The following is a 24,090-nucleotide window of genomic DNA, read 5'->3' as shown; positions in this document are numbered from 1 at the left end:
TGCATAAGCGGTTTCAGTGATTCACGCATTTAAGGATCTGAACCATGCACGACATCCGCGCCATTCGCGAAAACCCAGCCGCCTTCGACGCCGCCCTTGCGCGCCGCGGGGACGCGCCGGTGTCGTCAGATCTGCTGCGGTTGGACGAAAGTCGACGGGCCAAGATTCTGGCCGCCGAGACCGCTCAGGCCGAGCAGAATAAGGCCAGCAAGGAAGTCGGCGCGGCGAAAGGGCGCGGCGATGAGGTTGAATTCGAGCGTTTGCGCGCGCTGGTCGCCGAGAAGAAGGCTGAGATTGCCCGGATGCAGACCGAGGCCAAGGATCTGGACGCGTTGCTGACCGACCAACTGGCCCGCATCGCCAACCTGCCTGCCGAAGATGTGCCATTGGGCGAAGACGAAGACGATAATGTCGAGGTCAACCGTTGGGGCACTCCGCGAGAGTTCGATTTTGCCCCGAAGGAGCATTACGACATCCCCGCCGTCGCCGCGGCCATGGATTTCGAGACCGCAGCCAAGACCAGCGGCAGCCGGTTCGTGAACCTATCGAAGGGTGTTGCCCGCGTCCATCGCGCGCTGGCGCAGTTCATGCTGGACACGCATATCGACAAGAACGGACTGACCGAAACGCAAACGCCAGTTCTGGTTCGCGATGAAGCGATGTATGGCACCGACAAACTGCCGAAATTCGGCGAGGACAGTTATCAGACCACCAATGGCTGGTGGTTGATCCCGACCTCCGAGGTGACGCTCACCTATTCGGTATCGGGCGATATACTGGACGAAGCCGCCCTGCCCATTCGCATGACCGCCCACACGGTTTGCTTCCGGTCCGAGGCAGGTAGCGCCGGTAAGGATACCGCGGGAATGTTGCGCCAGCACCAGTTCGAGAAGGTCGAGATGGTGTCGGTTACCCACCCCGAGAAATCGGATGAGGAACAGAAGCGCATGTTGCGCTGTGCCGAGGATTTGCTGGAACAACTCGGCATCCCCTACCGCACCGTCGTTCTGTGCACCGGCGATATGGGCTTTGGCGCGCGCCGTACCTTCGACATCGAGGCATGGCTGCCAGGGCAGAACACTTATCGCGAAATCAGTTCTGTTTCGACCACCGGTGATTTTCAGGCACGCCGCATGAATGCGCGTTTCCGTCCCGAAGGTGGTGGCAAACCCGAATATGTTCATACGCTGAACGGCTCGGGTTTGGCTGTTGGGCGTTGCCTAATCGCGGTGCTGGAGAACGGTCAGAACGCAGATGGTACGGTCACCCTGCCTGAGGTTCTGGCACCCTATCTGGGTGGTAAGATGACTCTGCAGACCAACGGCACTCTGGCATAAGAAAACCGGCACTCAACAGGTGCCGGTCAACCAAAGCGAGGCGGAGAAGGTATTACTTCTTCGCCTTTTTCTTATCCTTGGATTTACCGGATTTCTTGTCGGACTTCTTCTTGTTCGGTTTTTTCTTGTCGGCTTTCTTCTTGTCAGCCTTCTTCTTACCGTCGCCTTTGGGCTTTTTGTCCTTTTTGGCTTTCTCTTTGAGCTTTTCCTTAGCCTTGGAGAAAACAGCCTCCATCTCGGATTTCTTCCGGGCGGCTTTCTCGGCTTTAACCTTGGCTTTTGCCTTCTTCTTTGCCTTGGCCTCCGCCGCCGCCTGCTCTGCCGCAGCGCGCTCTTCTGCCGCTTTACGCGCCGCTTCGGCCTTGCGTTCGGCTTCGGCTTTTTTGGTTGCTGCGGTGCTGCGTGCGGGCGTCCGACGCGCCGGAGGCTTCCGGTTTGGCGCGCGACGCGCGGGGGCCTTGGTCTGGGTCGATTTGGCAACCGCCTCTTTTGCAGCAGCAATCAGGATTGCGGCTCGCGCTGCACCGATACGCGGCACTTTTACCAAATCCTCGGGCGCGGCCTTCGCCACAGCCTCGGCTGTTTTAAAGCCGTTTGCATTCAGCGCCTGTGCCAGCGCCTGTCCCACGCCGCGCACATCGGTAACTGCAGTCATCGCGGATCCTTTCCTGTCATCCCTCACACATGTATATACACGGCCTATACACGCAGACAAGAGCTGCGCACCCGCCAATCAACTGGTCTGCGCCACCCTTTGCTCTTGCGACCGCTTTGGAAACGGGACGAGACGCTTGGCCTCTTCATCCCATAGCTTGAGGTTCAGCGCAGCCACCGCTTCGGGAAATTTGATCCGGCGCGGAGTAAACTCCGGCGGCAGGTTATAGTGGCATGCACGCAGCCTGTAGGATGGGATACGCGCGTTGAAATGGTGGATGTCGTGCAATGTGATGCAAGCCACCGCATTGTCAAACCACCATCCGAAATCCAACGCTGACGATCCCTGAAGTGCCGCAATCTTCGGATCCAGATCGGGGCGGCGATCCCAATAGGTGTCTTCGAAGTTATGCTGCAAATACACCAGAAACACGCCCAGCATCCCGCCCAGCAGCGAGAATACCAGCCAGATCAGAATGCCCGTGGTACCAGCGATCAGATAGAGCAGCCCCAGAAACACGACGATCGAAAGGTTGTGCAGCACCACACCCATGACACCGAACCGGACAGTATTCTTGGGCCAGCGATAACGGATGAAATAAGTAAACAGTGCACCCACAGGAACCAGAATGAAGGGATTGCGATAAAGCCTGTAGAACAGACGCTTTTTCCAATCCGCCTCGTTCCATTCGCGCAGTGTCATGGTGTGAATTTCACCGGTCTCGCGATGTTCGAGATTACCGATACCGGCATGGTGCAGATTGTGGTTCTGTTTCATCACCTCAAACGGCGCGAAGGTAAACGGTGACAATCCGTGACCTGCCCATTCGTTCTGCTCGCGCGTTTCAAACAGCGAGTGATGCCCGCAATCATGCTGCAGCACGTAGAGACGCACGGCTGAAAAGGCAAAAACGATCCCGGCCGGGATCATGATATACCAGCTGTCGACATAGATGATCGCCAGTGTCAGCGATGCGAAATAGACCGCAAATGTTCCGAAATAGCTGAGCGCGGCAAGCCGATTATCCTGTACCGCGTATTGTCTAGTATATTCCCTCAGATCCATCGCGCCCGCTCCCCAGGGTGGTCCGGTTATTACCTGTTGCAAATTATGTGCGGAAAACCCGCAGACAAGCTGCGCGCGAAAACAAATGCACGCTACTGAATGCTAGCGCGCGAAAAAGGGGCTGTCACGCCCCCTCACTGAAAACGCTGAAAATTAGCGCAGTTACGCCCGTCCCTTGAGATGCTTCGCCAGCGCACCGGCGTTTTTCTTACGCCGCCCTTTATAGGGGTTCTTGTCCCCCTGGCCGCGCAAGGTCAGCCGGATCGGCGTGCCCGGCATGTCGAAATCCTCGCGCAGACCGTTGACCAGATAACGGTTGTAGCTTTCGGGCATCTTGTCAGGATGCGAGCACATGACGACAAACCCCGGTGGGCGGGTCTTGGCCTGTGTCATATAGCGCAGCTTGATCCGGCGGCCCTGCGGTGCTGGCGGCGGATGCTGCTCCAGCATGGCCGTCAGCCAGCGGTTCAGTGCAGCCGTCGGCACGCGGCGGTTCCAGACGTCATGGGCGCGCAGAATGGCAGCGCGCAGACGCTCCAGCCCGCGTCCGGTTTTGGCCGAAACAGTGATCAGCGGCGCACCACGCAATTGTGGCAATAGGCGTTCGAAGGATTCCTTGAGATCGCGCAGCTTTTCCTGCTTGTTGTCCTCGACATCCCACTTGTTGACGGCGACAACCACGGCGCGCCCCTCACGCTCGGCCAAGTCGGCGATCCGCAGGTCTTGCTGTTCGAACGGAATAGCCGCATCCAACAAGACCACGACAACTTCGGCGAACTTGACCGCACGCAGACCGTCCGAGACCGAGAGCTTCTCAAGCTTCTCCTGCACCTTGGCTTTCTTGCGCATCCCGGCGGTATCAAAGATCCGCATCGGGGTGCTGTCCCCATCCGGCCCGCCCCAATCGATCCGCAGGCTGATCGCGTCGCGGGTGATCCCGGCCTCGGGACCGGTTAGCAGACGGTCTTCACCGATGATCTTGTTGATCAGCGTGGATTTACCGGCATTCGGACGGCCTACGACAGCCACCTGCAACGGCTTGGCAGCGGTGATCAAAGGCGTTTCGCCCTCGCCGTCTTCGTCCAGTTCGATATTGGTTTCCGGCGTCTCTTCGGCTTGCGCTTCCTCAGCGGCATCGGCCAGCGGCATCAACTGCGCATAAAGGTCCGTCATCCCCTCGCCATGCTCACCAGATAGGCGCACAGGCTCACCCAGTCCAAGATTATAGGCCTCCAGCACGCCCGCATCCGCTGCATTGCCTTCGGCTTTGTTGGCCGCAAGGATCACGTGTTTGGACCGTTTACGCAGGATTTCGGCGAACATCTCATCGGTTGGCGTCAGGCCCACACGCGCGTCGATCATGAACAGGCAGACATCGGCCATGTCCACGGCGCGTTCGGTCAGGCGACGCATCCGGCCTTGCAGGCTGTCGTCGGTCGCGTCCTCAAGACCTGCCGTATCGATGACGGTAAAGCGCAAGTCACCCAGCCGCCCTTCGCCCTCTCGCAGGTCGCGCGTCACGCCGGGCTGGTCGTCGACCAAAGCCAGACGTTTGCCCACGAGGCGATTGAACAGAGTGGATTTACCCACATTCGGGCGCCCCACGATGGCGAGGGTCAGCGACATGATACTCAACTTTCAAGACTCAAGATGCGCCCTTTAACGCATCTTGTCGTCAACGGAAAGCGTGCAATTCACCCTTGGTCGACACGACATAGAGCGTCTGACCCGCCACCACAGGCGCCGTCGTCGCCCCGCCGGGGACTTCGACCTGATGCAGCAGCGCACCGTCGACAGGATTGAAGAAGCGCAGGAAACCGTCATTCGAGGCTAAGACCAGCCGTCCCCCGGCCATGATCGGGCCGTAATGGGCAAAGATCGGTCCGCGGCGTCCCGGCCGGTCTTTGACAAAGCCCGGCAGGTCGATGGCCCAGACAATCGTACCGTCTGCAGCATTCAACCGCACCAATTGGCTGCGGTCGCTAATCAAAAAGACGCTGTTTCCAGCTGGCCAGACCGTGTCGACCGCCCCCTCAAGCGCGGTCCAGTTCCGCTCACCTGAATCGACATCGAACGAGACGGTACGGCCCGAGTGATTGCCGATCAGGATAGCATTGCCAGACACCATAGGCCCGGCGGTGACGTCCACGATCTGAGCAGCCGCTCGGCCACGGCGACCACCCGCTACTGAAGCGGTCCAACGCAGGATCCCCCCTCGGCGGAAGGTTGCCGCAATGTCACCGGACCCAAATGCAAAGACAGAAAATTCCGAGGCGATGACCGGCGCGGGTGCGCCCAGTACATTGCCGACGCTCGGGGTGCCATCGATCTGCCAGAGAATCCGACCATCCTTGGTGTTGACGGCCCAACCCGTCTCATCCCCGGCGACGAGATAGAGGATTCCGCCGCTGACCAACGGCGCGCCGCTACCAGTAGCGTTCAAGCGCTTTTGCCATTTCTGAGCACCGGTCTTGGCGTCCAGCGCGGTCAGCCGGCCAAAGCCGGATGAGACATACAGAACCCCGTCAGCATGGGCGAGCCCGCCTCCCGTGGCGTCGCCATCTTTCTCGGAAGGTGGGATAAGGTTCGTGGTCCAGGCCACTTGCCCTTGTGGGGTCACAGCCGAGACATTCGCGCCCGAATCGAGCGTATAAATCAAACCGCCTGCAACAACAGGATCAGCGGTGATCCGCTGTCTGCGACTGTCGCCGCTGCCAATATTGGCGGACCAAACCCGCTGTGGCGTCGTGCTGAGTGCGGCGTTTGTCGTGCGGAAGGCCGGGGTCCCCGGGCTTTGCGACCAGCTTGCATTGCGGCTTTGGGCCGGAAGGCTAATGGGCTTGGCTCCGCGCGTCTCAACCGTTTCATTGTCAAGGGCAGGACGGATATCTTCCCGTTCGCCCGGCAGGATCGTCTCGGGTTCCTGACAGGCGCTCAGTGCTGTCAGGGCAATCGCCGCGACGGGCAATCCAAGGCGTGAGAAGTAACGTGCTACCATGATCTTATGAACTCGTCTGTGAAATCCTGTTTCGCCGCCCGGGTCAGCCCTGTTGGGCCGCGACGGGCTCGGGCTTACCACCCAACGCCACGATCAGCTGCGCTGCACGCTGCTGCAGATCGATGCTGGCTTCGGCGTCCTGCCGCAGCGCTTGCAGCCGGTCCAGCGCCGCCTGCGTATTGCCGTCGGCCACATCGATCAGAGCAAGCTGCTCTTCCGCAAGCAGACGCAAAGGGGCACCGGGTGTTGCCAGCGCTTCGAATTGCTGGCGACGATCGGCAACCGGCAGAGTTTCCGTCTGTAGCAGCAACGCCTTGAAGCTCGCGATTGCGCGATAAATCTCGGGCAGATCGCCCTGTGTCGCAATTGCGTTCAGGCTGTTTACAGCATCCTGATCGGACCCGGCCTCGATTTGAGCCGCCGAGAGCAGCATGTTCAGCACCGCATCTCCGCCCACCGATTGCGTCTCGACCGCCTGCAGGCTGGTCGCCCGTTCGGCCGAGCCGTTTTCAGCAAGAGCCGTCAGAATCGCATCCCCCAACGCCTCGGCCTGACCCGCGTCGCGCGCCTTGCGGTACTCGTTGAACGCAGCCCCGCCGACAATGGCGATGACAGCGACAACACCGACCCAACCCCAGCGCCGCAAGAGCAGGAACATGCGATCACGGCGCACCTCTTCAGTGACCTCATCAATGAAACTGTCGGTATCGCTCATCCCTGCCCCCAGGCTTAGGTGTTCGGTTTTCTAGCGCCATGTCATACCCCGGCCTTTGGGCCAAGCCAAGTGTCCGAATTCACACAATTGCTCGGTTGCCCCCGGGACTTGCTAAAAAAAGTGAACCGAACTATTCAGTTCAGTATGGACAAGCCAAAGACCCGGCCCCATTTCAAGGCGTAAGCGCCGCAACCGGGTGGCCGATCAGATCTGGAGAATACACCGCATGCGTTTGATTTCATTCATCAACGCCGTATTGGTTATAGTCGCATTGTATTTCCTTGTTTTCGAACGCGACGCGCTGTTCGCGTTTGCTGGCCGTGGAGAAGAACAGACCGAAGCGCCAGTTGACGCCACGGAAACCGAACAAACACAGATCGCGGACGCGATTGGCGTCGTCGTATCACGCTCGACTGCGCGGGAAATTGGCAGTGCTGTTCAGCTGCGCGGACAGACTAAAGCCAACCGTCAGGTTGAGGTTCTTGCCGAGACCACCTCGACCGTTGTCTCCGAGCCCAAGCGCAAAGGGGCCTTTGTTGAGACGGGCGACCTGCTGTGTGAACTTGACCCGGGCACCCGCCCTGCAAGCCTCGCCGAAGCGAAGGCCGCCAAACTTGAGGCCGAAAGCCGTGTGCCCGAAGCTGAAGCGCGTCTGCAAGAATCCCACGCTCGTTTGGCCGAAGCCGAAATCAATCTGACCGCCGCGCGCAAATTGTCGGAAACCGGGTTTGGATCGGAAACCCGCCGCATCTCGAGCGAGGCCGAAATGAGCTCGGCCAAAGCAGGCATCAAAAGCGCCGAGGCTGGGCTGGAGGCTACCCAAGCCGGGATCGAAGCCGCAACCGCCGAAGTGGCCGCTGCGCACCGCGAGATGGACAGGCTCACCATCGAAGCCCCGTTCAAAGGACTGTTGGAAAGTGACACAGCCGAGCTTGGCAGCCTGATGCAGCCCGGTTCGCTGTGCGCGACCGTGATCCAGCTGGACCCGATCAAGCTGGTCGGTTTCGTGCCCGAGACCGAGGTAAACCGGATCATCGTCGGCTCGATGGCGTCGGCGCAGCTGGTCACCGGGTTGCAGGTCGAGGGGCGTGTGACTTTCCTCAGCCGCTCAGCCGATGAGACCACCCGGACCTTTGAGGTAGAGATCACTGTTCCCAACCCGGAATTGCTGATCCGTGATGGCCAGACCGCAAATATTCAGATCGCAGCGGAAGGTGTCAAAGCACATCTGCTGCCGCAGTCGGCGCTAACCCTGAACAACGAAGGTCAGATTGGCGTGCGAACCGTCGTCGCAGACAATGTGGTCGACTTTGTGCCGATCCAACTGCTGCGTGACACCGCAGATGGCGTTTGGGTGGGTGGCTTGCCTGAAACCGCTGATATCATCGTAATCGGGCAGGAATTCGTCACCAGAGGCGTAACCGTTGCACCGACCTACAGGGAAGCATCGCAATGACGGGGATCGTCAGTTGGGCCGCAGGCCGGGCCAGGATGGTTCTGGCCTTTATCGCGATCTCGCTGGTTGTTGGCGGGTTCGCCTATGTGGGCCTGCCGAAAGAAGGTGAGCCGGATATCGACATCCCGATGCTGTTCGTATCGGTGCAGTTTCCGGGCATTTCAGCCGAAGACAGCGAAAGCCTGCTGATCAAGCCGATGGAAACCGAGATGGCCGATCTCGACGGGCTGGATACGATGACCGCCACCGCTGCCGAGAGCTATGCGGGCCTTCTATTGGAGTTCGAGTTCGGTTGGGACAAGTCCGCCACCATCGCAGACGTGCGCGACGCCATGAACAGCGCGCAGGCCGACTTCCCCGAGGGGGCCGAGCAATATACGATTACCGAGGTTAACTTCTCGGAATTCCCCATCGTCATCGTCAACCTGACGGGTCCCGTCCCTGAACGTACAATGGCACGCGTTGCCAAAGACCTGCAGGACGAGCTTGAGGCATTGGATGCTGTGCTTGAGGCCGGCATCGCCGGGAACCGTGACGAGATGCTTGAGGTCGTGATCGACCCATTGCGGCTGGAGGCTTATAACGTCACCGCCGCCGAACTGATCAGCGTGGTGCAGAACAACAACCAACTGATTGCCGCCGGTGAAGTTGAGACTGAACAAGGCACGTTCTCGGTCAAAATCCCCTCGTCCTTCAAAACTGCACAGGACGTCTATGGCCTGCCGGTTAAGGTCAATGGGGACCGCGTGGTTACCTTGGGTGAACTGGCCGAGATCAACTATACTTTCGAAGACCGCGAAGGCACGGCCCGCTTCAACGGAGAGTCCACCGTCGCGCTGCAGGTGGTCAAGCGCAAGGGCTATAACTTGATCGATACGGTCGCGCTGATCAAAGCCACCGTGGCCGAGGCCCAGACCAAGTGGCCAGCCGAGCTGCGGGCCGCTGTTGATGTGGGCACCTCGAACGACCAGAGTCGCATCGTCGATTCAATGGTGCGTCAGCTTGAAGGGTCCGTCCTGACCGCCGTCGCACTTGTGATGATCGTGGTTCTGGCGTCTCTGGGAACACGCGCCGCGTTGTTGGTGGGTTTTGCGATCCCGACCTCGTTTCTGCTGTGTTTCGCGTTTCTGGCGATGATCGGGGTCACAATCTCGAACATGGTTATGTTCGGCCTGATTCTTGCCGTGGGTATGTTGGTCGATGGTGCCATCGTTGTGGTGGAATATGCCGACAAACGCATAAAAGAAGGCGTCGGTCCGATGCACGCCTATGTCGAGGCCGCGCAACGGATGTTCTGGCCGATTGTCTCTTCGACCGCCACGACCTTGTGCGCATTCCTGCCGATGCTGTTCTGGCCTGGCATTCCAGGCGAATTCATGAAGATGCTGCCAATCACGCTTATCTTCGTGCTGTCCGCTTCGTTGATCGTGGCGCTGCTCTATCTTCCTGTCGTGGGGGGCGTCTCCGGCCGGATGAGCCGTAGTTTCGACCGCAGCTCGAACTGGCTGCGGGCAAGAACGCCCTGGTGGGTGCGCTTGTTGTTGGTGCCGCCGTCGCTGTACACGATCTTCCTTGGTGCGATGCAGATGCTGAACCCCGGCTATCTGCTGCCCGGAGGCGCGATTGCCGGGGCTCTGATGTTCCTCTTCGGCGCTTTCGCCGGGTCGGTCACTCTGAGCGCTGCCAAAATCCAGCGCGCGCCGGATGATCATGTGCATACCGCCAAAGAACACACGCCGTTTGGCTATGTGATCAAATTCCTGGTCGGCAATCCGATCATGCCAATCGTGTCGCTTGGTCTAGTCGGTTTCGCTGTGATCAGCGTCATGACTGTCTTTGGCGAAAACAACCGCGGTGTTGAATTCTTCGTTGAAAGCGAACCCGAACAGGCCACGGCTTATGTCAGGGCTCGCGGCAACCTGTCTTTGGCCGAGAAGGACGAGATGGTTCTGGAGGCAGAAAAGGTTATCAGCGCCCATCCGGCTGTGATCAACGTTTTTGCCTTTGCCGGTGAAGGTGGCCTGAACCAGAATAACGGCGGAGCCACCGCCCCCGCGGATACCGTGGGCCGCGTTCAGTTCGAGATCATCCCGTGGGAGGATCGTCCGAATGTATCGGAGCCTATCTTCGGGGGGCTCTTCGACCGCCACGTGATCGCGCCGGAATATGATGGCGATTTCGTGCTGGATGAGCTGAATGCCGAACTGGCCAAGATCCCCGGATTCGTCGTCGAAATTCTGCCACTTGAACAAGGCCCCGCCTCGGCCAAGCCCGTCCATCTGCGCATCAAGGGCGACGGCTGGGAAGAGCTGACCTCTTCCGCTCTCGCCGCACGGGAGGCGTTCGAACAGACCCCCGGTCTGATCAAGATCGAAGACACCCTGCCCCTGCCCGGCATCGACTGGCAGATCGACGTTGACGTCGCCAAGGCAGGGCGTTTTGGCGCCGACGTCGCCACCGTCGGCGCAATGGTGCAGCTTGTGACCCGCGGTATCCTGCTGGGTGAAATGCGCCCGGATTCGACCGATGAAGAGATCGAAATCCGCGTCCGCCTGCCCGATCAGGATCGAGTGCTGTCGACGCTCGATACGCTCAAGGTCCGCACGCCGGACGGGCTGGTGCCGCTCTCAAACTTCGTGACCCGCCAGCCGGTGGCCAAACTGGCCGAGATCAACCGGGTCGATCAGCAGCGTTACTATGACGTGAAAGCCGATGTCGAACCGGGGTTGAGCAAGGTCGTGGCCAGTGGCCCGGATGGCAGCACTGAGCGGCTGGCCGTCGTGCGCCCGCTGGCCGAGGGAGCAACCTCTGACCGAGCCATCATCACCGGTCCCGATGGCAGCGAATATGAGCTGGTGCAACTGACCGGTGCAGAGAATATCGGCCAACTGCGCGCAAGCATCGAAGATGGCAGCGCCAGCTTTACTCTGATCAACCCGAACGAGCGGATCGCGGTGCTGACGGAATGGCTGCAGACCGATCCGTTCGGTCGCACCATCAGTTGGGAATGGACCGGCGATCAGGAAGATCAGGCCGAGAGCCAAGCCTTCCTGTCCAGCGCCTTCCTCGCAGCATTGGGTCTGATGTTCGTGATCCTGCTGGCACAGTTCAACTCGTTCTACAACTCGGTGCTGGTATTGTTGGCGGTGGTGCTGTCGACCACCGGTGTTCTGATCGGGATGATGGTGATGCAGCAGCCGTTCTCGATCATCATGACCGGGACGGGCATCGTGGCGCTGGCGGGGATCGTGGTGAACAACAATATCGTTCTGATCGATACCTATCAGGAGTACAGCCGCTATATGCCCCGGATCGAGGCCATCGTCCGCACCGCCGAGGCACGTATTCGTCCCGTTCTGCTGACCACCCTGACCACCATGGCGGGTCTGACGCCAATGATGTTCGGGCTGTCTCTGGACTTCATCAATGGCGGCTACTCAATCGACAGCCCCACCGCGCTGTGGTGGAAGCAATTGGCGACAGCAGTGGTGTTTGGTCTGGGCACGGCGACGGTGCTGACGCTGATCGTGACGCCCTCGCTGCTGGCGTTGCGGGTGTGGGTGACGACTTATGCGGTCTGGCTCGGCAAAGCGCTGGCGCGGGCCACACAGGGGCGCTCCAGCAAGATCGCGCAGGACATGGCCATCGACCAGAGCGCACGCGACATGCAAGCGACCGAGATTGTTTGGAACGATGGCACTGCGTCCGAGGTCAAACAGGATCCGGATCAGCCGCCTGGACCGCCACTCAAAGCAGCAGAATGACACCACAAGGGCCGGATCTTCCGGCCCTTTCTCTTAGCCCTTCAACCGTGACCAGGTCTGATGGGCACAGACCAGATGTTCGCACCCTTTGACCTGCAGCGTGTCGCCCTGCAACGTCATCTGCGGTACCGCATCGACATTGATCAACGGCACCCAGAACTCACCGCCGCCATATTTGCCACCACCTTCGCTGGCGACATCCCAGAACAGCTTTTTGCCGATATTCGGTGTCTGCACCTCTTTGCCCGACGGATCATAGGCCGACAGAATTTGACCGCAGAATTTGTCACCACAGGCAGTGATCTTGATGTGAGAGGTCAGGTTCTTGCGATCCGGCTCGGTCTTCCAGACACCCACAATGGGGTCTGAAAGGGCGATCCCGGGCAATAGGATCAGGACGGCGATAATTGGGGCACTGAAGGTCTTTGGACATCCAAACATAGTAAATCCTCCGCCTATCAAGGCCCCATCATAGCATATCAAAGTCGTGGGATCAGGCCGCCTGCGCATCCGATTGCTGGCGGCTCCAAAGCTGGGCATAACGACCTTCACGCGCCAGCAACTCATCATGAGTGCCCTGCTCGATAATCTCACCACGTTCCAGAACAACGATCCGGTCAGCCTCGGCAATGGTGCTGAGACGATGCGCGATGGTGATCACCGTGCGCCCCTCGCCCGCGCGGGCCAGCGCGTCCTTGATGTCCTGTTCGGTGTCGGTATCCAGTGCCGAGGTTGCCTCGTCCAACAGCAGGATCGGAGGGTTCTTGAGCAACGTACGCGCGATGCCGACCCGCTGTTTCTCGCCGCCGGACAATTTCAGACCACGCTCGCCCACCTTGGTGTCATAGCCCTCGGGCAGGCTGGTAATGAAGTCATGGATCTGTGCGGACCTGGCCGCCGCCTCAACATCCTCCTGCGACGCCCCTTCCCGGCCATAAGCGATGTTGTAGCGGATCGTATCGTTGAACAGCACTGTATCCTGCGGCACGACTCCGATAGACGCGTGCAGGCTGGGCTGACTGACATCACGCACATCCTGCCCGTCGATCTTCAACGCGCCGCCGGTGACATCGTAGAACCGGAACAGCAACCGCCCGATGGTAGATTTGCCTGACCCGGTCGCCCCCACGATGGCCACGGTCTGCCCCGCCGGGACTGTCAGGGACACACCCTTGAGAATTTCGCGGTCTGCCTCATAGCCAAAGCGCACATCTTCCAGAGTGACTTCGCCCCCATTGACTTTCAGGTTCGGCGCGCAAGGCTTATCGGTGACCTCGGCAGGTTGTTCGAGCAGGTCGAACATCTGCCCCATATCCACCAGCGACTGACGGATTTCGCGATAGACCGTGCCTAAAAAGTTCAGCGGCACGGTGATCTGGATCATATAGGCATTGACCATCACGAAATCGCCCACGGTCAGCTGACCGTTTTGCACACCGATTGCGGCAAGAACCATTACGCCAATCAGACCACAGGTGATCAGGAAGGACTGGCCAAAATTCAGGAAAGCCAGCGAATAGGCGGTCTTCAATGCAGCCTTCGCATAAGCCTTCATCGAAACGTCATAGCGTTCAGCTTCGCGTGTTTCAGCGTTGAAATACTTGACTGTTTCGAAGTTCAGAAGACTGTCGATGGCGCGCTGGTTGGCCTCGGTGTCCTGATCATTCATCTCGCGGCGCAGCTTTACGCGCCACTCGGTCACGGCGAAGGTGAACCAGATGTACAGCGCGATGGTCGCCGCCACGACGACCAGATACCAGACATCGAACAGCCACATCAGGATAATGGCCACCAACAGCAATTCCAGTATCAGCGGCCCGATTGAGAACAGCAGGAACCGCAGCAGGAACTCGACACCTTTAACCCCGCGTTCGATGATCCGGCTCAGACCGCCGGTGCGTCGGGTGACGTGGTAGCGCATCGAAAGCTGATGGATATGCTGAAACGTTTCCAGCGCCAGAGCCCGCAGCGCGCGCTGACCCACCGGTGCAAACAGCGCGTCGCGCAACTGCTGAAAGCCCACCGTCATCATACGCGCGACGCCATAGGCCACCGTCAGCCCCACCGCCCCCAGCGCCAGCGGTGGAACACCTTCGCCCGCCAGACCGTCTACCGCGCCTTTGTAAAGGATCGGGGTATAGACCGCGATCAGCTTGGCCACCACCAGCATCACCAGCGCCAGAACCACCCGGCGCTTTACCCAGGCCTCGTCATCGGGCCAGAGATAGGGCGCGACCTTGCGGATCGTGCGCCAGCCGGAACGCTGTTCGTCGGCATCGACTTTCAGGGCTGAGGATCGTCTCATCACGTACCTTGACTGCGGTCAGAGAATGCGCCGGCCCGAACGGGCCGAGGCAGAGTGTTACTCGGGGATTGTGAAAATCTGCCCCGGATATATCAGGTCTGGATCGCGGATTGAATCGCGGTTTGCCTCGAACAGCCTGACGTAGAGGATACCGTCGCCAAACCGCTCACGCGAGATTGCCCAGAGTGTATCACCCTGTTGTACCGTGACAGACCGGATCGGAGGCGTCTCGCTCGGGGTCTCGCCCTGCTCGGTCTCTTCGGCGGCGCGTAAGACTTCGACGGGTTCGCGTTTGAACGGTGTTTCAAGCCGACTGACCACGGTACCATCGGGTGCGACTTCATCCACGCGCAAGGTGTAAACACCCGGATCAATGCCTTCGACTTCGCCACGCCACTGGCCGTCCGGCGCGGGTGGCAGGTCGGCGATCAGCCGGTTATCGAGATAAAGGCGCACGGCCGATCCATCCTGTGCGCGACCCGTCAGTTCCACGTCGCCGGTATCCGAGTAGCCGATCGTATCCAGAGCAATCTGCTTGGGCGTGACATCCGTAACGGTTGGAGGCTGAACGAGTTCGACGCCCTCTTCTCCGGACCGGATGACCGCGATCTGCTGATCTTGGCTTTCGGAGGTTTGCGATGCTTCCGCCTCAGGTTGCGGCTCTGGCGTCGCCTCAGCCTGCTCAGTCACATCCGTTTCGCCACTGGCAACGTCTGTCGTGTCTGCCTCAGCAGTCTCCGACGCGGGCGCTTCGGGTTCTGATTCCGTCACCGCCTCGGTGGTTTCCTCATTCGGTTCCTGTGCTTCCAGGGTCGTCTCGGCCTCGGCAACTTCAACGCTTGGCTCTTCAACGGAAGGAGTGGTTTCCTCAGGCGCAGGTGGCTTCGGCAATGCCGCAATCAGATAGTCATCCGACCGCACGGGTTCACCATCACCCTGTACTTCCAGCACCAGCCCACGCGCAGCATCTGCAAACGGGATCGTAACAAACTCGGCAAATTGACCACTGTTATCCACGACAAAGCTGTGCACGGTCTCTCCGTCCAGCAGCACGATGATCTCGCCCCCCGGTTCGGCATTGCCTGACAGAACGGCGTTGCCGTCGGGTTCGACAAAAATCTGATCCAGAACAGGCGCCTGCACGGCGGGGGCCGCGACCTCTTCGTTTTCTGGCTCCGCCTCAACCGTTTCGGATGGCGTCTCTTCGATCGGCCCGGCTTCGGGCTCTGGCGTGGCCTCAGCCGTCTCTTCGTCTGGCTGAGCCACCTCGGCCACCTCAGGCGTCTGTGGCTCTGGCGCTGTGCCGAAGATACCCGACAAGTACAATCCGCCAGCGGCGATCACTGCAACAATCCCGGCAACCAGCCCCCAGATGAAGGTGCCCGAGCTTCCGCTTCCCGAATTGGCGTTCATTCTTTTCCTTTCACTCCGTCGCGTAAATGCTTTGACAGCCAAGCATTCCGACAGACGGTTGAGCCAACCTATCAATCCCGCTATCAGGGGTCAAAACCCCGAACACAAGAGCAGAGAGACCGACCCATGTCCCAGAAATCCGTGTGTGTGTATTGCGGGTCACGCAATGGTGCGAGTCCGGCCTATTCCGAGGCGGCCCGGTCGTTCGGCACCCTGCTGGCCAACGAAGGCTGGCGTCTGGTCTACGGCGCAGGAGATGTGGGACTGATGGGTGAGGTTGCGCGTGCTGCACAAACTGCCGGAGGAGACACATTCGGCGTCATCCCTGTCCACCTGCTGCAGCGCGAAGTCGGCAAAACCGATCTGACGCGATTTGTGGTCACCGAGACCATGCACGAGCGCAAGAAGGTCATGATCATGAACGCAGATGCGGTGATCGTGCTGCCCGGCGGCCCCGGGTCGCTGGATGAACTGTTCGAGGCGCTCACATGGCGGCAGCTGGGTCTGCATGACAAACCCATTCTGGTGCTGAATGTCGACGGCTACTGGGATGCGCTGCATACGCTGCTAGATCAGGTGATCAATCAGGGCTTTGCCGATACGTCACTGGCCGACTTCATCACTTGGGTCGGCACGCCTGATGAGGCCATGGCTCGGCTGCGTGACTTTCTTAACTAAAAAGACAGGCAATCGGGCGGTCGTAACCGCCCGTACCTTCGCTTGATGGTCAGGCGGGCTTTGCAAGCCGCGACTTGAGGATGCGTTCGACTTTGTGCAGCGGATGGTTGGTCAAAGTCTTGTCCACCTCGGCCACCACTTTCGCCAATACTTCGCTATGCAACCTGCGCCGCAACAGGCCCAGCACATGGGGACTGGCGACCAGAACCAACCGCTTATAGGCCCCCTTCAGCCCCTTCCGGTTCAGCAGATTGGCCACGTCCTGAACAAACAGGGATTTAGCGTGAGCCTTCCAGGTATCCTCTTCCACGGCGGATTTCTGATTAGGGCCGGTATCGGACCTGCGCCCTGCCCTGTCGGAGGGTTTTGCCGGGGTCACCTCCTGCTCCTCGACGGATACGACAACGAGATTGGGGTCCTGCGCGTCGGTAATGTTCTCCATCACCAGAGCCTTTTCCCCATCAGCAATGATAACCCATGTTCCCTGTTCAAGTGCGGCCATTATAGTCTCCTGCAAAGATTGACGTGGCTTTCCCCGTCCCCTGGACACAGCTTATCTATCGCGCGATCTAGATGTTTCCGCGCGCTGCGTGATCAGTCCTGAATGTATTGGCGGTTCTCTCCCTCCGCATACTATAGCTAGGGGTTGTGCGGGCCGGTACAATAGGTCTTGGGTCGAAAGTTGACGTATCGGCAGGTTTTCTCTCGCGGCTGCGTCGCCGAGTTGGATCAGCACGTTCGCATGACACAATCTGTAGAGTCAGCCAAGCGGGCTTACTGGCAGTTCGTCTAATCGCTCAGGCTTTTGAGTACTCGTTGGTAGAACGCGCCTTGTGCATCCGCATCAGCAGGTCCTGCGACCCATTCCCGATCCAAGTTCAGTGCCCCGGCGGCTACGATTTGCTGCACGATCTCGGACGGAGTGGTTTCGTCGGTCGTTCCATTCTTCCAGTCGTGAAAGGCTGATGAGTATCGAACGACCGCTCCGCTTGTCGGCAAATCGAGCAGCCCACCCTCAGCAAAGAACTTCAACCCATCACCCATTTCTTCCCCGATGAGTTTGAGCCTATCTCTCACACGACGTTTAAGGATGGCTACAAACACGATCGCTGCGGAAAACGTGAATTTATCGACAAGCACAACAACCTGACTGCCTGCGTTTTCCGAGATGGCGTCGATCAATGGCATCGTTTGAAGAAAGTCGCCACCAGTGTTTCCACGAATGTCAATCAAGAGCGTTTTGTCCGGCCAGGCGCGTACATGTTCTGCTGCACCCGAGATAGCTTTCGGCAGCGCACTTTCGTCTGGATCAAAGAAACTTGGCAACACTATTGAAAGCCCCAATCCCTGCCAGTCCTCAATCTCCACAAATCTCTTAGGTTTCCAGGCCGGATCAACCTTGCCGTGTTCGTTTCTCGGGTAGAGCGTTGATGCAGGAACGGTATATCCATTTTCCACTTTGAAACCGGTTATCCGCCCATTCTCGTCTTGCACGCGATACTCGGTCGTATCGTCTTTTGAAGAAAACCCCAGATGAGCCAGAGCATACGGCCAAGCCAGAAGAATTGATCCGATGACCCGTTTTCTTTGGCGCGTTCCCGCCAGAAACTCATTTGAGGCGGCTTCGATTTGGCTCAAAGCTGCGCCGTTGACTGCAATCAACTCGCCTCGCGGCGCAGTTACCCTTGGTGCCGCCCCTATGAGTTGCACCGAACGCCCCACGCTCACGAACCTCAGCGGGAGCACCGAGATCGCATCATTCGGGATCAGCCGTGTGTGCCCATTGTTGGGAAGTGCCAATAGGCGCATCGCGGAAATCAGAAAGGCCTCTTTTGAGCCTTCCAAAGCGTATCGTCTGCAGTCACTAATGCAGCTGTCTATCACGGCTTTCTCGATCCGCCGAAAACTGGGATCGGTTGGCAGGGTAGTTTCTAGAATTTGCTTCAGGTCTTCCGTCAGCGACATGGCCCACAGTGGGCACAGCCGTTCGTCAATGTCTAGATTAAGCTCAGAACTGTCATTTGACGCCGTTTGCGAAGCACCACCACAGCAATAGAAACACCCATTTAAAACGAAAGGCCCACCAGCGTCACCGCCAGCAGGCCACTTTTGATCCCGTTTGGATCAAATCACATCCGCGATGCGACGTTTTCCCAGTTCACCAGGTTGTCGAGGAAGTTCGACAGGTAGGCCGGGCGCTTGTTGCGGAAATCGATGTAGTAGGAATGCTCCCACACGTCGCAACCCAAGAGGGCGGTCTGACCGAAGCACAGCGGGTTCACGCCGTTCTCGGTCTTGGTTACGGCCAGCGAACCGTCTGCGTTCTTAACCAGCCATGCCCAGCCAGAACCGAACTGACCGGCACCAGCGGCGCTGAACTGCGACTTGAACTCGTCAACCGAACCGAAGCTTTCGGTCAGAGCCTTCTCCAGCTCGCCGGGCATCGCGTTACCGTCAGGGCCCATCATCTCCCAGAACTGGTTGTGGTTCCACAGCTGGCTGATGTTGTTGAAGATACCGTTCTGAGCGACGGCGTTCGCGTCGTAGGTGCCGACGATGATCTCTTCCAGCGACTTGCCGTCCCACTCGGTGCCCGCAATCAGCTTGTTGCCGTTATCGACATAGGCCTTGTGGTGCAGGTCATGGTGATATTCCAGCGTTTCTGCGGACATACCCTTGGCTGCCAGCGCGTCATGTGCATAAGGAAGATCAGGAAGTTCAAAAGCCATCTCGGCCCCCTGTTGAAATGAATGTTGCGGTTTCCAAAGGTTACATGCTTTGGCAAATGCCGCAGGTCAAGGGCTGAGACAAGAAAACCCGGAGGCCCGCGATGCTGACACAGGCGCGCAAAATGTTCTATCGCGCCCGCGGATACTATGCGGGCAACCTGAATGGTGAACCTTTTCGCCTGGACCCCTACCACTCGAAATTCTGGCGCAAGGCATCAGCCGGGCGGTGGGAGCCCGAGACATTTTCGGTGCTGGACCAATGTCTGTCGCCCGAGCATGACTATCTCGATATTGGTGCATGGATCGGCCCTACGGTCCTATACGCCGCGCGCCGCGCTCGCCATGTCTGGTGTTTTGAGCCTGACCCAGTGGCTTACCGCCACTTGGTCTGGAATCTAGAGTTGAACGACATCCGCAACGTATCAGCCTTCAGCATCGCCTTGTCTGAGGGGTTTGGGGTGACCCGAATGGCATCGGCACACGGAGAGGCAGGTGATTCCACCTCGTCATTGCTCCACGACGGAAGCCATGGCACTGACGCACTCACTGTCGGTTGGGATCAATTTTCTGAATCCGTCGACCTGTCTAACGTGTCTTTGGTCAAAATGGATATCGAAGGCGCTGAATTTTCGGTCCTGCCTTCTCTGCTGCCTTGGTTAAAAATAGATAACCCTGCGCTGTTTCTCTCAACGCACGCACCTTATCTGAGCGCAGACAACCGCAGCGCAGCTATGAACAAACTATCAAAAGACCTGGCTTTCTATCGCCATTGCCACGACCCACACACAGGCGAAACCGGCAAGTCAGCCCTCACGGGCCAGCGTGCACTCACTCAGTTCCCGACATTCCTGTTCAGCGCGAACCCCTGACACCCGAGACAGAGATCCGACTTTCATTTAGACAGAAGTGCCTTGGGATTGAGGCCGAAGGCCGAGGGGGCAAAGCCCCCGCACCCACATATCATCAGGCGATCAGGGCTTAATAAACCCCGACCTCGCTGCCAGGCTGCGCCGCAACCTTCAGCAGTTTGAAGGCATAATCCGCGGCGGAACGGAAGCAAACGATGCGGAAGGTCTCGGCGTCGTCCATCCAGAAGGCACCAGCCACCTGCGCGAGGCGCGAACGGCGGATCTGGCCCGGTTGGAACGCCGCAAGAGACAGGTCGACCGGAGCAACCTTGCCCAGAACTTCGCGCGCTTTGCTGCCCGAGACCGTAAACACCGCACGGGCATCCGAGACATTGACGGCCAGCGCATGCGTACCGCCAAGCGCGTTGGTCATCGCGGCCAGTTTGGCCTCCACCTCAGCATAGGGCACAAGCACCAGTAGCTCGTCGGTGGACATCCAGCACACGCCGGTATCACCCTCGACCAGAGCCTCTCGCTGACCAGGCATCTTCTGCCCGGTGGCGTCCTTGACCGCCTTGGCCAGCACCTTGTCGGACAGGTCTCCGCGCAGCGTGATCATGCCTTGCAGGCCGCATTCCTCGACCTTGGCGATACCGTCATAGCGGGCGTGGTTCAGTGCGCTGATGGGTTCAGACATTCTGCTTCTCCCCGTCCTTATCATAGAAGATCGGGTCCACGATCTTGGCTTTGTAAGTTTTGTCGTCCGTTCCCGGGAATTCGATAATCTCGCCCATACGGTCAGGGCCGTGCTTGACCAGGCCCATGGCGATACCTTTAACCAGATTGGCCGAGTAGTAGGTCGAGGTGACACGTCCAATCATGTTGCGTTGACCGTTGGCGTTGACGCCCTCGCCTACTGCATAAGCACCGTCGGGCAGAACCGATCCATCCACAGTCTCCAACCCGACCAGTTTCCAGCGTTCAGGATCAGCCATGTGGGTCCGCGAATGGGCGCGTTTGCCGAGGTAGTCTTCTTTCTTTTTGGACAGCGCCCAGTGCAGCCCCAGATCCTGCGGGATCACGGTGCCATCGGTCTCATCACCGATCATGATAAAGCCCTTCTCGGCCCGCAGGATGTGCAGACATTCGGTGCCGTATGGCATCACGCCGAACTCTTTGCCTGCATCCATCAGCGCGTCCCAGAACGCCTGCCCCTGACTTGCAGGCACGGCAATTTCATAGGACAGCTCGCCCGAGAACGAGATACGATAGGCGCGGCAATCGAAGTCACCGATCTTGCCATCGCGCCATTCCATGAACGGCAGCGCCTCTTTTGAGACATCCATGCCGCCAAGTTTCTCCAGAACCTTGCGGGCATTAGGGCCAACCACGGCGACCTGAGCGTACTGCTCGGTCACGTTGGCCACATAGACCTTCCAGTCCCACCACTCCGTTTGCAGCCATTCTTCCATGTGACCATGGATACGCTCGGCCCCACCGGTGGTGGTGTGGCATAGCCATGTGTCCTCGTCGATACGGGCAACAACGCCGTCATCGATCAGGAAGCCGTTCTCGGAACACATCAGGCCATAGCGGCATTTGCCGACCTTTAGCGTGGACATCATGTTGGTGTACATCATGTCGAGGAACTTACCCGCATCGGGGCCTTTGACGATCAGTTTACCCAGTGTCGACGCATCCAGCAGACCGAGGTTTTCGCGGGTGTTCTTGACCTCACGGTTCACCGCGTCATGCACGGATTCACCGGGACGGACATAGACGTATGTACGGCGCCAATGGCCGACCGGCTCCCAGTCCGCGCCGTTCTTGTCGTGCCAATTGTGCATCGGGGTTTGACGGATCGGCTGGAACACCTCACCACGCGCCTCACCGCCAATCGACGCCATCGAGATGGGGGTATAAGGTGGGCGGAAGGTGGTGGTGCCGACTTTTGGGATCTCTGAATCCAACGCATCAGCAAGGATCGCCAGTCCATTGATATTGCTTAACTTACCCTGATCCGTCGCCATGCCTAGCGTTGTGTAACGCTTGGTGTGTTCGACGCTTTCATAGCCTTCGCGTGCGGCAAGCTGAACGTCCGAAACTTTCACGTCGTTCTGGAAGTCCAGCCACGATTTCATGCGCAGGCCAATCTCGGCATTCGAGGGCATCAGCCAGACGGCTGCCATCGGGGCTTCGGCTGTGGTTTCGCCAACCGGCGCTTTGGTGCGCTTCGCGCTGAACCCGGCTGCCTTGGCTGCCGCTTTACCCGCTGCATCCGCATCGGTCAGAACTTTGCCCAAAGCCAGCGGACCGTTCGAGGCCCCAGCGGCGAGCACGAAACCTTCGCCATCGGCCCCCAGCGGAGGACGCGATGGGTCGGGGCGGAAATGCGCGTTGGCCTCATCCCAGATCAGCTTGCCACCGCAATGCGACCACATATGCACGACCGGGGACCAACCGCCCGACATGGCGACCGCGTCACATTCGACCTCTTCCCGAGCGCCGCCAATTCCCTCTTGATTACAGATGGCAACCTTCTTGACACGCTTGCCACCTTTGACCTTGGCGATCGCCTTGCCGGGATCAACGCGGATACCCAGCTGACGCGCCTCTTCGGCGAGGGGGCCGGCCGTGTCGCGCGCATCAACCACACGCAGGACATCCACACCGGCCTGTTTCAGGATGATCGCGGTCCGGTAAGCGTCGTCATTATTGGTGGCGACAATCACGCGCTCACCCGGTGTTACGCCCCAGTTGACAACATAGTCGCGCATGGCCGACGCCAGCATGACGCCCGGCACATCGTTGCCCGCAAATGACAGCGGACGCTCGATGGCACCGGTCGCGGTCACGACCTGTTTCGCACGAATGCGCCACAGGCGATGACGTGGGCCTTGCGTACCCGGCTTGTGGTCTGTCAGGCGCTCATACCCGAGCACATAACCGTGGTCATAGACCCCCGCGCCCATGCAGCGATTGCGTATGATCACGTTGTCCATTGTTTCGAGTTCGGAAACCAATTGTTCCACGAACTTATCCACAGGCTCACCGTTGATGGTTCCGCCATCAACCGGAGCGCGACCGCCCCAATGCGCGGTCTGCTCGATCAGCATCACCTTGGCACCGGACTGGGCCGCCACCTTGGCGGCTTGCAAACCTGCGACACCGCCACCAATCACCAGAACATCGGTAAAGTGGTAAAAATGCTCATAGGTGTCCGCATCTCGGTTGTCCTTGTCCGGCGCTTTGCCCAGACCTGCAGACTGACGGATAAACGGCTCGTAGACGTGCTTCCAGAATGGCTTCGGATGGATGAACATCTTGTAGTAGAAGCCAGCCGGCAGAAAGCGCGACAAATGGGTATTGATTGACCCGATGTCGAACTCGAGGTTTGGCCAGTGGTTCTGCGACACGGATGTCAGGTCGTTGAACAACTCGGTCGTGGTGGCGCGCTGGTTCGGCTCGAACCGGTTGCCCTCACCGAGACCGACCAGAGCGTTCGGCTCTTCCGCACCGCTGGCGACAACGCCGCGCGGGCGGTGGTACTTGAACGAACGGCCCATCATCATCTGATCATTGGCCAACAGGGCAGACGCGAGCGTGTCACCCTCGAAGCCCTGCATAGAGGTGCCGTTGAAGGTGAAAGAAACCTTTTTAGACCGATCGATCAGGCGGCCTTGTTTTGCGAGACGGGTGCTCATGATGCGGACCTTTCGCAGGCGGTATTACGGATGGCTGTGTGGATCATTCGTATTCTCTCCACGTCCAGCCGGGACGTTTGGCGGTGATGGCGTCCTTGATCTCTTGCGGCGGTTCGGTGGTCTGCGCCGGATAGGTGCCAAAGACCTCAAGCGTATTCGTGCAGCGCGCGGCGTGGAACCACTTGCCGCATCCATTGGCATGACGCCAGCGTTCGAAATGGACGCCTTTTGGGTTTTCGCGCATGAACAGATAGTCGTGGAACTCATCATCCGACGAGCCCGGGCCATAACGCTTCAGATGCGCCTCGCCGCCAGCGGCCAGCTCAGTTTCTTCGGCATCGACGCCGCAATAAGGGCAATTCAGGATCAGCATGTGATCATCCTCTTGGCAGCAGGCGAGACGAGGCTGCCTGCGAAATCTGC

The 24,090-nt window shown here is 59.0% G+C and carries 19 protein-coding genes; 5 read left to right on the top strand and 14 right to left on the bottom strand.

What is annotated here, in order from left to right; translation table 11 throughout:
- Positions 1-44 precede the first annotated feature (44 nt).
- A complete protein-coding gene (serS, locus tag ACR3EM_RS03395; RefSeq protein ID WP_480469411.1) occupies positions 45-1,337 on the top strand; it encodes a serine--tRNA ligase in 1,293 nt (430 codons plus the stop codon).
- Positions 1,338-1,389: 52 nt separating this feature from the next.
- Here serS and ACR3EM_RS03390 read toward each other — a convergent pair whose 3' ends face one another.
- The 5 genes from ACR3EM_RS03390 to ACR3EM_RS03370 all read right to left on the bottom strand — a co-directional run bounded on the left by ACR3EM_RS03390 (position 1,390) and on the right by ACR3EM_RS03370 (position 6,770).
- Positions 1,390-1,992 (bottom strand): helix-hairpin-helix domain-containing protein, encoded by a 603-nt coding sequence (locus tag ACR3EM_RS03390; protein ID WP_480469410.1) that lies wholly within the window; start codon positions 1,990-1,992, stop codon positions 1,390-1,392.
- 78 nt (positions 1,993-2,070) lie between these two features.
- Positions 2,071-3,057: a fatty acid desaturase gene (locus tag ACR3EM_RS03385; RefSeq protein WP_480469409.1), complete on the bottom strand. Its 987-nt coding sequence runs from the start codon at positions 3,055-3,057 to the stop codon at positions 2,071-2,073.
- A gap of 162 nt (positions 3,058-3,219) precedes the next feature.
- Complete coding sequence (der, locus tag ACR3EM_RS03380; protein ID WP_480469408.1) at positions 3,220-4,683, bottom strand: ribosome biogenesis GTPase Der; 1,464 nt, start codon at positions 4,681-4,683, stop codon at positions 3,220-3,222.
- A 49-nt stretch (positions 4,684-4,732) separates the two neighbouring features.
- Positions 4,733-6,055 carry a PQQ-like beta-propeller repeat protein gene (locus tag ACR3EM_RS03375; RefSeq protein ID WP_480469407.1) on the bottom strand — a complete coding sequence of 441 codons (1,323 nt, stop codon included), beginning with the start codon at positions 6,053-6,055 and terminating at the stop codon, positions 4,733-4,735.
- Between the two features lie 43 nt (positions 6,056-6,098).
- Entirely contained in the window at positions 6,099-6,770 is a 672-nt protein-coding gene (locus ACR3EM_RS03370) for a hypothetical protein (RefSeq protein ID WP_480469406.1), read from the bottom strand.
- Positions 6,771-6,996: 226 nt separating this feature from the next.
- Between ACR3EM_RS03370 and ACR3EM_RS03365 the strand changes: the two genes are divergently transcribed.
- Both ACR3EM_RS03365 and ACR3EM_RS03360 read left to right on the top strand, forming a co-directional pair.
- Positions 6,997-8,226 carry an efflux RND transporter periplasmic adaptor subunit gene (locus ACR3EM_RS03365; protein WP_480469405.1) on the top strand — a complete coding sequence of 410 codons (1,230 nt, stop codon included), beginning with the start codon at positions 6,997-6,999 and terminating at the stop codon, positions 8,224-8,226.
- The gene (locus ACR3EM_RS03360; RefSeq protein WP_480469404.1) at positions 8,223-11,990 is read left to right on the top strand and encodes an efflux RND transporter permease subunit; all 3,768 of its coding nucleotides are present in this window, start codon (positions 8,223-8,225) and stop codon (positions 11,988-11,990) included. The genes ACR3EM_RS03365 and ACR3EM_RS03360 overlap by 4 nt, the downstream gene beginning before the upstream one ends.
- 33 nt (positions 11,991-12,023) lie before the next feature.
- Here the strand turns inward: ACR3EM_RS03360 and ACR3EM_RS03355 are convergent, their stop codons facing one another.
- Genes ACR3EM_RS03355 through ACR3EM_RS03345 form a run of 3 tightly spaced genes read right to left on the bottom strand, consistent with a single transcriptional unit; the run spans position 12,024 to position 15,708 of the window.
- Positions 12,024-12,431: a DUF2147 domain-containing protein gene (locus ACR3EM_RS03355; RefSeq protein WP_480469403.1), complete on the bottom strand. Its 408-nt coding sequence runs from the start codon at positions 12,429-12,431 to the stop codon at positions 12,024-12,026.
- Between the two features lie 52 nt (positions 12,432-12,483).
- On the bottom strand, positions 12,484-14,295 hold the full coding sequence (locus tag ACR3EM_RS03350) for an ABCB family ABC transporter ATP-binding protein/permease (protein WP_480469402.1): 1,812 nt from the start codon (positions 14,293-14,295) through the stop codon (positions 12,484-12,486).
- A 57-nt stretch (positions 14,296-14,352) separates the two neighbouring features.
- A complete protein-coding gene (locus ACR3EM_RS03345; protein WP_480469401.1) occupies positions 14,353-15,708 on the bottom strand; it encodes a LysM peptidoglycan-binding domain-containing protein in 1,356 nt (451 codons plus the stop codon).
- A gap of 126 nt (positions 15,709-15,834) precedes the next feature.
- Here ACR3EM_RS03345 and ACR3EM_RS03340 point away from each other — a divergent pair, with 126 nt between their 5' ends.
- On the top strand, positions 15,835-16,386 hold the full coding sequence (locus ACR3EM_RS03340) for an LOG family protein (RefSeq protein WP_480469400.1): 552 nt from the start codon (positions 15,835-15,837) through the stop codon (positions 16,384-16,386).
- 49 nt (positions 16,387-16,435) lie between these two features.
- Here ACR3EM_RS03340 and ACR3EM_RS03335 read toward each other — a convergent pair whose 3' ends face one another.
- The 3 genes from ACR3EM_RS03335 to ACR3EM_RS03325 all read right to left on the bottom strand — a co-directional run bounded on the left by ACR3EM_RS03335 (position 16,436) and on the right by ACR3EM_RS03325 (position 19,115).
- Positions 16,436-16,888 carry a baeRF12 domain-containing protein gene (locus ACR3EM_RS03335; RefSeq protein ID WP_480469399.1) on the bottom strand — a complete coding sequence of 151 codons (453 nt, stop codon included), beginning with the start codon at positions 16,886-16,888 and terminating at the stop codon, positions 16,436-16,438.
- A gap of 287 nt (positions 16,889-17,175) precedes the next feature.
- Positions 17,176-18,351 (bottom strand): S41 family peptidase, encoded by a 1,176-nt coding sequence (locus ACR3EM_RS03330; protein WP_480469398.1) that lies wholly within the window; start codon positions 18,349-18,351, stop codon positions 17,176-17,178.
- 164 nt (positions 18,352-18,515) lie between these two features.
- Entirely contained in the window at positions 18,516-19,115 is a 600-nt protein-coding gene (locus tag ACR3EM_RS03325; protein WP_480469397.1) for a superoxide dismutase, read from the bottom strand.
- Positions 19,116-19,216: 101 nt separating this feature from the next.
- On the opposite strand from ACR3EM_RS03325, the gene ACR3EM_RS03320 reads away from it, so the two are divergent.
- Positions 19,217-19,984, top strand: a complete 768-nt coding sequence (locus ACR3EM_RS03320; protein ID WP_480469396.1) for an FkbM family methyltransferase — start codon at positions 19,217-19,219, stop codon at positions 19,982-19,984.
- Between the two features lie 109 nt (positions 19,985-20,093).
- Here ACR3EM_RS03320 and ACR3EM_RS03315 read toward each other — a convergent pair whose 3' ends face one another.
- From ACR3EM_RS03315 to ACR3EM_RS03305, 3 genes are read right to left on the bottom strand one after another with little or no spacing between them, the layout of a single operon-like run.
- Positions 20,094-20,660, bottom strand: coding sequence for a sarcosine oxidase subunit gamma (locus ACR3EM_RS03315; protein ID WP_480469395.1), 567 nt, complete (start codon positions 20,658-20,660; stop codon positions 20,094-20,096).
- On the bottom strand, positions 20,653-23,667 hold the full coding sequence (locus ACR3EM_RS03310; protein ID WP_480469394.1) for a sarcosine oxidase subunit alpha family protein: 3,015 nt from the start codon (positions 23,665-23,667) through the stop codon (positions 20,653-20,655). Before ACR3EM_RS03310 ends, ACR3EM_RS03315 begins: the two co-directional genes overlap by 8 nt.
- Before the next feature lie 43 nt (positions 23,668-23,710).
- Positions 23,711-24,040 (bottom strand): sarcosine oxidase subunit delta, encoded by a 330-nt coding sequence (locus ACR3EM_RS03305; protein ID WP_480469393.1) that lies wholly within the window; start codon positions 24,038-24,040, stop codon positions 23,711-23,713.
- Positions 24,041-24,090 lie beyond the last annotated feature (50 nt).

The sequence above is a fragment of the Ruegeria sp. AH3 genome, assembly GCF_056536265.1.
This window is presented reverse-complemented; position numbering and strand designations above follow the sequence as displayed.